Genomic DNA, 11,449 nt, shown 5'->3' on the forward strand with positions numbered 1-11,449 from the left:
ACCAGCAGCCCAAGCCCTTCACCTGGGCCGCCGATCCCGACAAAATCATCGCCGCCGTCAAGCGCGGGCACCAAGCGTTAGATTCCATCCACTAGCAATACCCAGTTCCGGTTATGGAAGTCTGTTGTTGATCGCACCGATGATGCCCTTTCCACCAATGAAGGAGCATCATCATGATCGAGATTTTCGAAGGCGCGGAATGGGGCGAAGGCTCTCCCGTGCTGAACGGCATGTATCGTGACCGGAAAAGGATATTCGTCGATCTGCTGGGTTGGGACGTGCCGGTCGTCGACAGCGTCTATGAAGTAGACCAGTTCGACGACGAGCATGCGATCTACGTCGTCGCGACCAATGAGCGCGGCGAGCATGACGGCTCGATCCGTCTGCTTCCGAGCGTTCGCCCGCATGTCCTGGGCAATATCTTCCCCGAACTGTGCGATGGCCCGATCCCATCTGGCGAACATATCTTCGAGCTCAGCCGCGCCTGCCTTTCGCCGCGCAACCGCGCGGCGCGGAGACTGCAGGTTCGCAATGCGGTCACGACGGCCGTGGTCGAGTTTGCGCTGCTTCGGGGCATTCGCCGTTTCACGTGCATCGCGGATTCAGGATGGCTGAGCCAGATCCTGTCGCTCGGATGGGACTGTCGGCCGCTGGGCCTGCCCAGGGAGATCGCGGGCCTGAGTACCGGCGCTCTCGTGATCGAGATCGACGGCGACACGCCCGACAAGTTGCGGACTGCAGGCACTTATGTGCCGATGCGCATCGTCCACGCCCACGCTGACGGCCGCGCCGCAGCCTGACGGAGACATCCCATGACCATCATTGCTCTTGACCGGCTGGTGCCGGATACGAAGTCGTGCTGCGAGCGCCTCGAGGCGGAAGGCTATTGCATCATCCGCAACGCCGTTCCGTCCAGCCTGGTCGACAGGCTGGCATGCGATCTCGAACAGGATTTCGCAGCGACCCCGCATTCGGTGGGGCCGTTCTATGGCGAGACGACCCGGCGTTTCCACGGTCTCCTGCGGCGATCACGCCACATGGGGCGCTTTGCGCTCGACCCGCTTGTGGTGGCGGTCGTCGAGAGGTTCCTCCAGCCCTGGTGCGACACGATCCAGCTCAACCTGACGCAGGCGATCGAGATCGAACCAGGCGGCGTGGCACAGCCCCCGCATCGCGATCAGGACATGTGGCCCGTCCACACTGCCGGCGTCGAATATATGATCAACGTGATGTGGCCCTTCTCCGCGTACCGGGCGGAAAATGGTGCGACGTTGATCTGGCCCGGCAGTCACCGACGGCAAGACGAGATCGTGATGCCCGCCGAAGATGCGATCGCAGCAGAGATGGATCCCGGCGATGCGCTGATATTCCTTGGGTCCACCCTGCATGCGGGCGGCGCCAACAAGTCGGCCAGTTCCCGCCGCGGCATGATCATCAGCTACAGTCTCGGTTGGCTCAAACCCTATGAACTGCCGTGGCTAGCCTATCCGCCCGAGATTGCGCGATCCCTGCCGCGGTCTCTCATGACGCTCGCCGGATATCAGGCGCATCGACCGAATCTCGGAACCCATGAAGGGCGATGCCCATCCCTGCTGCTCAATGCCATAGGCGATGGAGCGCAGGGCGCGATCGATGTTCTTCGCCCCGAGCAGGAACGGCTGATCGCGGATTATCGTGCGGGCCGGATCCTGCCAGGTTTGGGCGGTTCGCCGGCCGAAGATGGATGAGCCGAGATGGTCCGCCGCCGCATCTGCAATGCCCTGGTCGAACAACCCGGCTTCACCGAAAGTGAACTGGGCCTCGGTCGACGCCAGTGGCCGGTATGGATGATGTTTCTCGATCTTTACATGATCGAGCAGAAGGACATGGAGGAGGTGTTCAGACAATTTGCACGTCTCTCGGGCCTGTCTGAAACGACAGGCTTTCGCAGGACAGTCGAAATGGTTGAGGCCGGAATGCTCGACCGGATTCCACACCCTGACGATCATCGGCGCAGCTTCATCCGCTTGTCGGCGCGGACAAGGGCAGGGATAGACAAGGTGATGGATGATCTCGCGAAATTGCTGTTTCCGTGATAAGCGAGATCATCTTGATGGAGGCAGGGCATGATCCGGGGCTATGCGACAGCTTCTGGATCGATATAGGGTCGGCCTGGGATGAGTGACGATATCGACACGGGCCGGATCGACGCGGCAGTGCTCGCGCTGTTGTGGTACAATTTGCGCGGTACAGGGATGGCCTGGAAAGGCTTTGACTGGGATGCGATGGAACGGCTCCATCAGCGCGGGTTCATCACCAATCCGGTCGGCAAGGCCCGCTCCGTCGAACTGACGGCAGAGGGACGGGAAGAAGCCGGACGCCTTTTTGATGAGCTGTTCGCCCGCCGCTAAAGCTGCGTCATTTGCCGGCGGAAGTTGGGGTAATGGAACGTCCCGGCACCGCCTGTTTGTTGGGCTGCTCCTACCAGCGCCACACCGCTGAGGAGCTAGCTATTACTTGGCAAATGCTATGGTCCGGCGACGCCTACACAGCCCGTTCCCAAAGGGGGCCGGCGGGAGAAAATCGAGGACTTAATCGCGCAGACGCTGGCGGCTCGTCAGTTCAACCATGGACCGAGGAATGCGGCCATGACATCGGCGGCGCGCCTTTGGCGGAGAAGCCGGGCATTGCGAAGTTCCTCGTCGACATCGACATCGGCATCGTCGTCCTCGAACCGGGAGACGGCAACGGGTCCATCGCGCAGATAGCTCTCGTCGGCATTGGGATCGCGGAAGCGGGCAGTAAGTCGAGCAATCGCCTCGTGGATGACGTCAGCGTGCTTGCCTTCGAGTGCCTGGTGGAATGCTTTGTGGACGGCCTCTAACCCGCCGTCATAATGTTCGATGCAATAGACAAGATCATGCGCGTCCTTGCGCTCATGACGCTGGTCGTAAGCGAATGCCTTCAGGCAGGTGAAGCTGACGATGTCGGCATAGCGGATGGTCTCGGTGGCCCGGCCGCCGCCGTTCAGCAGATCCGCCGTTATCTCGACCCGTTCGTGCAGATCGAACACCATCGACGCATGCGGGATGTTGATGGCGGTGACATTGCCTTCGGTCGGCAGTTCCTGAACCTTGCCGCCACCCAGTTCCGGGGAGTCCGCCAGGAATTCGAGAATCATCCTGGCGCCGCCATCGATCTCGGTCTGCCAACGCCAGGACTGCTTGGCACCTTTGTCGTTCTCGGCGCGCTCGAATTTCATCGCCTTCAGATTCTCTTCGAGCGTGCTGTAGGCGTCGGTGTTCGTGAGGATGCCGACATCGACGACAATGTCGACATCGCCGGTCCCGGCGTGGGCCGGCACCTTGGGCGGGCGGGCGGTGACCAGGTATCGGGGCGCCAATCCCCCGACCAGGAAGACCGAATCCTTCCATGGGCCGAGACCGCGCAGCAAGGTCACCAGCACGCGTTCGCATGCCTCGGTTACGGCGGTGCCGTAGCCGCCGATCGTCTGGGGCTTGGTCATTACGCGTCGAGCCTTTCCGACCGCAGGTGCGCGGCCATCTCACGAGAGCGGCCGGAGCCTTGCAGCAAGTCGAGATAGACTTGCAGCGGCGAAGCGAGCCGCACGTCCTGGATGCTTTCTGCCACGGTGACATCGCCCCGGGCGCGGGTCTCGATAAGCCCGAGGTTCCAGCCTTCGCTGACGGCGCGCGCATTCAATCGTTCCAGGGCTTCTTCCTGCCGGCGCCCCGGTTCGATCCGGCATTTCACCTGTGAGATGCTCGACAGGTAAGGCGCATAGAGCTGGGCGGCCGCTTCGGCCGTCACGGCATAGCCCGCATCGGCATCGCGGCAAGCCCGATCCAACTGCTGGGCGAGTTCAAGCGCGTTGCTGCCAGGAACATAGTAGCGTGCGAGTTTCGGCGGCTTCTGGTCGGCGACGTAGCTGGACCATGCGTCGATCAGCGCCTTGGCTGAGCGCAGGCGCCGCAATTTGGAGGGGCCAGCGCCCTCGACGTCGACCCATTCACGTCGCTCCAGTTCAGTCAGAGTCGCTGAGACGGTAGCCGGTGACACTTCGGTCGATTCCGCCAGCTCCTTGACGCTGAGCCATTCGGATCGGCGATCAAATATGGCCTGGACGACCCGCGCTTTCTGCCCGTGGAACAGGGAACCAAAGCTCTTGGCATTCTTCTTCGGGACGGGGCGATCGACATAAACGAAGGCATGGCGGGCGGGGATGTAGAGCGATCCACCAAGGTCGTAGAAACCAACCCGCTCTTCTCGCAGAATGTCACGCGCGCCAGGGGAGATGGCACGCGCGATAAAGAAAGGCAGGATTTCGCGATTGGCCGGCATGTGCGCGAGATGGTTGCGCAACTGCCAGACGGTTTCGCGGACATCGCGCGGAAAGGCCTCGCGTTTCGTTTCGACCAGGAGCTGGACCGCCTGCCCGCCGATCTGGGCGTCAACCAGCGCATCGACCCGCCCACGCGGTCCGATCGCAACCTCGAGCCCATCGATTTCGGCATGGCCATCTGGTAGCATCCCGATCGCACCGATCAGGCCGTCCAGCAGCTCGCGTTCTTCAGCCTCATATTTCAACATATTTTATGCCCAGTGAATATGGCTGATTTATCGAATATTTGACAATCTGTCCATATCTACTGATCAGGAAATTTAGGGCGTGTGCGATACGCGTTGCCGTGCTGGCGACGGTACCAAACCCGCTGATGCCTTGATCGACGGCCGATGAGATGAACCGCCTTTCAGTTCCAAAGGGGATTCAGCCGCGTGGTGTTCGATGCACCGGCTGTCAAATAGCTCTTGCCTCCGCACAGTTCCCATGCACAAATGCCTGTGCTCCCATGAAATCTGGGAGTGGGGCGTGGAAACCCCAATCCTGTCGGAACTCGGTCGGTTTTCGGCCGGGTGGCATGTGCGTATGTCCAGCCGGCAACGGTAAAGGCGCATGCGCCTGACCGACAGGCAGGTTTCCAACATCCGGCTTCGGCCGTCGCTCCGAGCGGACATAGGTGCGGCGAATGGGGCGAAGAGATCAATCGAAAGATCAGGGCAATGCGGCCGCGGTGATCGACGCGGTCGATGGCAATGTTACATCGGGACTGTCGGCTCGTCCGGCGGCGAGCGAATGCCATGGCTAATGATGCCCACACTGGTAGCGATGCTGCCCAAACGGCCGATGACGATGATCTGATCGTCCGCCTCTATCAGGAGGAGAATCCCCGGCTGGTGCGGTATTTTTACCGAAACTCGGTCACGCGCGCGGAAGCGGATGAGCTTGCGCAGGAAACCTTTCTACGGTTCGTCCGGAGCGGCGCGGCAAAAATGCTGACCTCGCCGCAGCACTATCTCCGGCGTATCGCGACCAACCTGCTGCGCGATTGGGTAGACCGTTCTTCTACCCGCGTGGCAAAACTGAAAAGCCCCCTGTCGGACGCTGCTGAACTTCCGGGCGATTCAGATCAGCACCGCGTCTTGGCCGCGCGCGAGGACCTGGCCTTTTGTGAGAAACTGCTGCTGGAACTCGAACCATTTGATCGAGAGATATTTCTCCTCAACCGCGTTGATGGCTATAGTTTTCGCGATATCGGAAAGCGCATGGGGCTGAGCGAGTGGGCGGTGAAGAGGAACATGCTCAAAACATTGGGCCATCTGATGGCAAGGATGGATGACCGATGACGGAGGGGCATGATCCCAAGCTCTCGATCGAGGAGCAGGCGACACTTTGGGTGCTCGAATCGAAAGATGATCCGGCGAGGCGAGCCGCAGCGATGCGCTGGTGCGATGAGGCTCCCGAACATAGGGTAGCCTTCGACGAAGTTGAGGCGAAAATACTTCGGCTCGATGCCGCCGGCGAGAGTCTCCGCTCCAGCCAACCCGAGGTCCAGAACAGCCCTTCTCATCAAGGGCTTTGGAAACTCGCGATCGCCGCCTCGGTGATAGGCCTGCTGGTCATCGGCGTATTGGGCTTCAAGAAGGAAGCGGGTCAACCGCAAGGACAGCGAGAGGTCGCGGTAGGAGGTCGCGTCCAAGACGACCCCCTCGTTTTCAGCACGAAAAGGGGAGAGGTGCGCAAGGTCACGCTTGCGGATGGATCGGTGGTGACGCTCGATAGCGACAGCCGCCTGCTGGTGTGGATGCGATCGGACCGAAGGGATCTCGAACTCGACCACGGGCGGGTTCATTTTGAGGTGGCGCATGACCGCTCTCGCCCGTTCACCGTAATGGCTGACGGCGGCTCCACAACGGCGCTTGGAACGGTGTTCGATGTGGAACGGCGGGCGCAATGCAAGGTGAACATCGTGCTCTTCGAAGGAAAGGTCGCCGTCACCCCGCCCTGTCAGCCGCGACGGGTCGACGGCCCGGTTGTGAAACGATATCTCGAACCCGGTGAAAGACTTCGCTATTCTCCGGCTGCTAGCCAGGAAGCGCCGGCTGTTCCTGAACCGGCGCCGGAAAACGAAGGGCAATGGGTGACCGGCGTGAAGAGTTATAATGACGAAACCGTTGGTTCGATATTGGCTGAAGCTAACCTCTATTCGCAGGTACAACTGGTTGCCGATACACCCGAGATCGCAAACATGCGCGTCAGCGCCGATCTGCATATCCGGAACCCACAGAATGTCGCCAAACATCTTGCCCGTTCTCTCGGTCTAACCGTCGAGTTTCAAGGCAACGACAAGATCATCCTCAAGAAGTAGCGCCACGGCCGCTAGTTTCGGAATTTCTCCCGTCTGACCCACTGAACGCATCCAGGGATGCGCTTTTCATCAGGTCTGGGGGATAGGCATGCGAGCGGTTCGTAGCGGTTTTCTTGTAGGCATTGCAGTCAGTGCTTTGGTCGCAGTTTCTCCGGCTTCGGCGCAGGCGGACAAGTCTGTCGCCTTCGATCTTCCAGCCCAATCGCTTACGGAAGCTCTTCGCAAGGTTGCGCGCGAAGGTGGTTTGGAATTCTCTGCGCCCGCCGATCCGTTGCGGGGCAAAAGGTCAAAGCGTCTCTCAGGAACATTCACGATTGAAGAGGCTGCCCGGCAGTTACTTGCTGGAACACAGCTGACGGCTGAAGTCGCCGAAGGAGCCCTGATTGTTCGCGAGAATGTCCGTTCGGCAAAAAGCGACAGATTGGGAAACGGCGAAAGTGACATCATCGTGACCGGGTCGCGAATTGAGACAGCGGATTCCGCTTCGGCCATGATCCGCTTAGACGCTGACGCCATAAAGCTTGCAGGCCAAACGGATCTCGGGCAGGCGCTTCGAACGTTGCCACAGAATTTCGGCGGCGGACAAAACCCGGGTGTACTGTCCGGCGCGGTCGGGGTGAACAACCTCGATCTCTCATCTGGCTCATCCGCCAATCTGCGTGGCCTCGGCGGCGATGCCACTTTGACGCTATTGAACGGCCATCGCCTGTCCTATGGGTCCGTCGTTCAGGCCGTTGATCTCAGCACCATTCCGCTTGCTGCGGTCGATAGGGTCGAAATTGTCCCGGATGGGGCATCAGCAGTTTACGGCACGGATGCTGTCGGCGGCGTGGTAAACATCATCCTCAAGCGTAACTACGAAGGCATATCGGTTTCGAGCACAATCGGGGGCGCGACAGGTGGAGGGAATGTCCGACAGCAGTACAGTGCAGTTGCGGGAAAAAGTTGGAAATCTGGCAATGTGATGGCGGCAATCAGCTACGATCACAATTCCCAGATTGACGCGAAGGATCGGACCTATACGGCATACATGCCAGACGGCAACACTCTCTATCCCAGAGTGAGTCAGACGAGTGGTCTCCTTTCTGCCACGCAGGCCCTTTCCGACACAGTAAATTTTTCAGTCGATGCAACATATAGTCGGCGAACAACTTTTCGATCGTATGGCGAATCGGCTGAGTATATTTATGAGAATATGCCAACTACGACCTCCTATTCTGTATCACCGAGCATAAAAATCGACGCAGGAAGTGGATGGGACGTAACCGTATCCGGCACCTATGGACGTGACCGTATTCGGTTTGATCAGGCGTGGGTATCGAATGGCACCACCATGAGCCATACCCGCGGTTGCTACTGCAATGAGCTGATCAATGTGGAAGCCTTCGCGACAGGGTCGGTCGCCGAGCTTAACAGCAACCCCGTGAAGGTTGTGGCGGGCGGCGGCTATCGATACAACCAGCATATCGCTGTTCGCGACGAGGCCGCATTGCCGGATTCTCGCGGCTCAGTTGAGAGCTATTACGGCTTTACGGAAATTTCGATCCCGATCGTCGGGCCGGCTCAGGATATAAATTTCCTGAAAAAGCTGGAGTTCAACGCAGCACTGCGTTTCGAGCATTACCCCCAAATCGCCTCGGTCGCGGTCCCCAAGTTCGGGGTCATTTACGGGATTTCGGACGAAATCGAAATTAAAGGTACGTGGGGGAAGTCGTTCAAGGCACCAAGTCTCTACGATCAGTTCGCGACCAACTACAGCTACCTGTATCCCGCGAACTATTTTGGTGGAGATCGCTTTCCCAGCGGCTCGACATTGCTCGTCGATATTGGCGGAAGCCCAAATCTAAAACCGGAAAAAGCAACGTCATGGTCAGTGTCGACGGCGATCCGTCCAAATTTCCTGGACGGATTCAGCTTTCAAGCGACATATTTCAATGTCGACTACAAAGACCGTGTCGTGCAGCCCGTCGCGGGAACTGCCATTTTTCAGGCCCTGTCGGACGAAAGTTTCTCGGATTTTGTCGCCTATAGCCCTTCGCAGACCGATATCGATCAAATCATCGCCAACTCTGCCCAGTTCTATAACTATTCCGGTTCGTCGCAGGTCGATAACGTCGTCGCGATCCTTCATAACAGGAACACGAATGCTGTTCGGCAGCGTATTGAAGGTGTTGATATCTCGCTGGACTACCGGATAGCAGTAAGCCCAAGTTCGACACTGCTTCTGAACGCCAACGGCGCCTGGCTTTGGTCCAAGCAGGAACTGACATCGAATGCAGGCTGGATGCCGCTTGCCGGGACAATTTTTAATCCCGCCAGGTTCAAGGGTCGCGCGAGCGTAGGTTGGACCAATGGTGGATCGGCGGCCGCTGTTTATATCAATCATATTGCCGGAATTACCGATAATCGGATCGAACCTCACGTCGATCTTGAATCACAAACTACGGTCGACTTGTCGTTGCGTTACACCTTGCCGGACGACTTCGCTAATTTCTCCGGCATAAGCTTCACGTTGAATGCCCAGAATGTCTTTAACAAGCGTCCCCCATACGCGGCTCCGAGCGGCGGCTACAACTATTACGCAAACTACGACTCTACGAATTTCTCCGCCATTGGCCGGTTCATAAGCCTCACAATAGCCAAGGACTTCTGAGCCGACCGCAGAATATCATCCAACTTTCTCTGAGTGAATATATGGCCCGGTGTCGTGCAACAACCGGCTTGAGCCTTGTCGCGGCTCTCGCATTCGGTTCCTTTTCGGAGACCGCCTTCGCTGAATCGAAACGGTGCGAATTGGCGCCTCGTGAGATGTTCGGGCAAGAAGGCAAGCGAGGGATATCTGCGGAAGATCTCGCCAATCTGACGGATTTTGGCGACTCTGGGGTCTCGCCGTCATCATACGCCTTTGAGCTTCAGCCGGGAGGAGCGTTCCTGGCCGTGCGCGCTCGGCGTGCCATCGTGGGGGACGATAGCTATTGCACCGCGATCGCCCTCGTCCCGCTGGACTCAAAGAAAAGGACGAAGGTCATTGACGATGGTGGGGACATCGCACCAGCGACGGGTGACATTTACGGAATTGCCGATATCCCGGTCGGAGGGCCAAAAGCGGCGCTCTTGCGCTGGTCGCCATCCGGTGGGAGCCTTGCATATACAAAAATCGCCGGAACCCGATCTGAAATCTGGATATATGAACTGGCTAGCGCGTCGTCACATCTGCTGCTCTCGAGCGCAGTAGACATTGAGGCTCTTTCGTGGTCGCCTGATGGTACAGCCTTGTTGTTTTCAAGCCGTCCAGGAAAGATGGACGCCCTTGCAGCAATCGAAGCGGAGGGGCGCCAAGGCTACCACTATGACGGTCGCTTCTGGCCGCTGTCCGGTGACCGCCCGTTTCTTTCGTCCGATATTCCATCAATTGATCAGGCGATAGACGTCCAAAATCGTGCTGGCCGAGCCGTCCGTCCCGATGATGTGAGCGCGCTGCATCCATCTGCCTCGCGACCTGCAGGAAGCATCAGATTTGCGGAATCGAACGATGGTTCGCGTCTGGCCTGGACCATCCGCGAAAGCGACAGTGTCAGCGGTGAGACGGCATTGAAGGTGAAGGTGGAAAAGCATGATATTGCATGCGGATGGGATGCTTGTTCCAACATAGTCGCGATGTGGTGGTCAGATGATGGAAAACATCTTCTATATCAACGATATGCTGGCATTGGAGATAACCGTACAGAATTCTTCATCTGGTCACCTGGGAGCGGGAAGCCGCGCCGGTTCCTAAGTACGATTGACGCTGTGTTTGGTTGTCGACCGTGGCAGCAGCAGCTTGTCTGCGCCCAAGAAACATCGACGAAGCCGCGCAGGATCATCGCGGTCTCGCCGAGCGATGGACGTCGACACACCCTTTTCGATCCGAATCCGTGGTTTGACAAGCTGTCCTCGGGCTCAGTCAGGCGGCTGGAATGGTCTAACGAATTCAACATTTCGACCTTCGGTGATCTCGTCCTTCCTCCAAGCCCTAGAGAACGGAAAAGATTGCCGCTCGTCATTGTTCAATATGATTCGCGTGGCTTTCTCCGCGGCGGCACTGGCGACGAATATCCAATCCAGGCCATGGCCGCACAAGGTTTCGCTGTACTTAGCTTCAACCGCCCCACGTGGTACGGATCACTGCACAAGCCCAAGGACCAAATTGAGCTTCTCAAAGCAAGCATAAATGGCTGGGCCGATCGCAGAAGCAATCTGTCCTCGCTGAAGGTAATTATTGATAAACTCGTGAATGAAGGCCTAGTAGACGCCAATCGTGTTGCGATCACAGGCTTGAGCGATGGCGCATCGACTGCAACTTTCGCTTTGTCGAACTCGACACTATTTTCAGCTGCGATTCTCAGCACCTGCTGTGAGGCGCCTTCGACGCTGGCGCTCGCCGGAGAAGCCTTGCACGATTTCTACGTAGAGATTGGCTATCCTACTTCCTTCGCCGCAAATCCGGGGTTCTGGCGGGAGGGGTCTCTAATGGATGCACCGAGAGCACGTCCTGTACCAATGCTTATTCAGGCATCATCCGGCGAGTATCGTATGGCTCTTACCACATATCGCGAACTCAAGGGACGTGGATGGCCAATCGAAATGTTTGTCTATCCTGACGAAGGACACGTAAAAGTGCATCCGGCCCATCGTCTGGCGATATACCGTAGGAATATAGCATGGCTGCAGAAGCAGCTTTCGCCATAACTCTATAAATCCAG

General features: G+C 58.1%; 11 protein-coding genes. 9 read left to right on the forward strand and 2 right to left on the reverse strand.

All coding sequences use genetic code 11. The features are described 5' to 3' along the window. The first annotated feature begins 173 nt into the window (after window positions 1-173). From GGQ90_RS23365 to GGQ90_RS23380, 4 genes are all read left to right on the forward strand, one after another. Window positions 174-800, forward strand: a complete 627-nt coding sequence (locus GGQ90_RS23365; RefSeq protein WP_021228341.1) for an acyl-homoserine-lactone synthase — start codon at window positions 174-176, stop codon at window positions 798-800. Window positions 801-812: 12 nt separating this feature from the next. Then, complete coding sequence (locus tag GGQ90_RS23370; protein WP_188084131.1) at window positions 813-1,727, forward strand: phytanoyl-CoA dioxygenase family protein; 915 nt, start codon at window positions 813-815, stop codon at window positions 1,725-1,727. Between the two features lie 6 nt (window positions 1,728-1,733). Further along, window positions 1,734-2,075 carry a helix-turn-helix domain-containing protein gene (locus GGQ90_RS23375; protein ID WP_021228339.1) on the forward strand — a complete coding sequence of 114 codons (342 nt, stop codon included), beginning with the start codon at window positions 1,734-1,736 and terminating at the stop codon, window positions 2,073-2,075. Window positions 2,076-2,156: 81 nt separating this feature from the next. Then, window positions 2,157-2,390: a DUF6429 family protein gene (locus GGQ90_RS23380; RefSeq protein WP_021228337.1), complete on the forward strand. Its 234-nt coding sequence runs from the start codon at window positions 2,157-2,159 to the stop codon at window positions 2,388-2,390. Between the two features lie 206 nt (window positions 2,391-2,596). Here the strand turns inward: GGQ90_RS23380 and GGQ90_RS23385 are convergent, their stop codons facing one another. Beyond that, window positions 2,597-3,505: a hypothetical protein gene (locus GGQ90_RS23385; protein ID WP_021228336.1), complete on the reverse strand. Its 909-nt coding sequence runs from the start codon at window positions 3,503-3,505 to the stop codon at window positions 2,597-2,599. After that, window positions 3,505-4,341, reverse strand: coding sequence for a type IV toxin-antitoxin system AbiEi family antitoxin (locus GGQ90_RS23390; protein ID WP_246428402.1), 837 nt, complete (start codon window positions 4,339-4,341; stop codon window positions 3,505-3,507). The genes GGQ90_RS23385 and GGQ90_RS23390 overlap by 1 nt, the downstream gene beginning before the upstream one ends. Here GGQ90_RS23390 and GGQ90_RS29440 point away from each other — a divergent pair, their 5' ends adjacent. From GGQ90_RS29440 to GGQ90_RS23410, 5 genes are all read left to right on the forward strand, one after another. Then, window positions 4,342-4,527, forward strand: coding sequence for a hypothetical protein (locus GGQ90_RS29440; RefSeq protein WP_246428403.1), 186 nt, complete (start codon window positions 4,342-4,344; stop codon window positions 4,525-4,527). Between the two features lie 612 nt (window positions 4,528-5,139). Next, window positions 5,140-5,685 carry an RNA polymerase sigma factor gene (locus GGQ90_RS23395; protein WP_188084132.1) on the forward strand — a complete coding sequence of 182 codons (546 nt, stop codon included), beginning with the start codon at window positions 5,140-5,142 and terminating at the stop codon, window positions 5,683-5,685. Next, window positions 5,682-6,707, forward strand: coding sequence for a FecR family protein (locus GGQ90_RS23400; RefSeq protein ID WP_188084133.1), 1,026 nt, complete (start codon window positions 5,682-5,684; stop codon window positions 6,705-6,707). Before GGQ90_RS23395 ends, GGQ90_RS23400 begins: the two co-directional genes overlap by 4 nt. Before the next feature lie 88 nt (window positions 6,708-6,795). Then, window positions 6,796-9,360 carry a TonB-dependent receptor gene (locus GGQ90_RS23405; protein ID WP_188084134.1) on the forward strand — a complete coding sequence of 855 codons (2,565 nt, stop codon included), beginning with the start codon at window positions 6,796-6,798 and terminating at the stop codon, window positions 9,358-9,360. A 68-nt stretch (window positions 9,361-9,428) separates the two neighbouring features. After that, window positions 9,429-11,435, forward strand: a complete 2,007-nt coding sequence (locus GGQ90_RS23410) for an Atxe2 family lasso peptide isopeptidase (protein ID WP_223178414.1) — start codon at window positions 9,429-9,431, stop codon at window positions 11,433-11,435. Window positions 11,436-11,449 lie beyond the last annotated feature (14 nt).

Source organism: Sphingobium scionense (genome assembly GCF_014197035.1).
Taxonomy (GTDB): domain Bacteria; phylum Pseudomonadota; class Alphaproteobacteria; order Sphingomonadales; family Sphingomonadaceae; genus Sphingobium; species Sphingobium scionense.

Bases quoted from the DNA above. Each gene is read 5' to 3' on its own strand.
- GGQ90_RS23365 (WP_021228341.1), top strand. From the start codon at position 174: ATGATCGAGATTTTCGAAGGCGCGGAATGGGGCGAAGGCTCTCCCGTG.
- GGQ90_RS23370 (WP_188084131.1), top strand. From the start codon at position 813: ATGACCATCATTGCTCTTGACCGGCTGGTGCCGGATACGAAGTCGTGC.
- GGQ90_RS23375 (WP_021228339.1), top strand. From the start codon at position 1,734: ATGGTCCGCCGCCGCATCTGCAATGCCCTGGTCGAACAACCCGGCTTC.
- GGQ90_RS23380 (WP_021228337.1), top strand. From the start codon at position 2,157: ATGAGTGACGATATCGACACGGGCCGGATCGACGCGGCAGTGCTCGCG.
- GGQ90_RS23385 (WP_021228336.1), bottom strand. From the start codon at position 3,505: ATGACCAAGCCCCAGACGATCGGCGGCTACGGCACCGCCGTAACCGAG.
- GGQ90_RS23390 (WP_246428402.1), bottom strand. From the start codon at position 4,341: ATGCCGGCCAATCGCGAAATCCTGCCTTTCTTTATCGCGCGTGCCATC.
- GGQ90_RS23395 (WP_188084132.1), top strand. From the start codon at position 5,140: ATGGCTAATGATGCCCACACTGGTAGCGATGCTGCCCAAACGGCCGAT.
- GGQ90_RS23400 (WP_188084133.1), top strand. From the start codon at position 5,682: ATGACGGAGGGGCATGATCCCAAGCTCTCGATCGAGGAGCAGGCGACA.
- GGQ90_RS23405 (WP_188084134.1), top strand. From the start codon at position 6,796: ATGCGAGCGGTTCGTAGCGGTTTTCTTGTAGGCATTGCAGTCAGTGCT.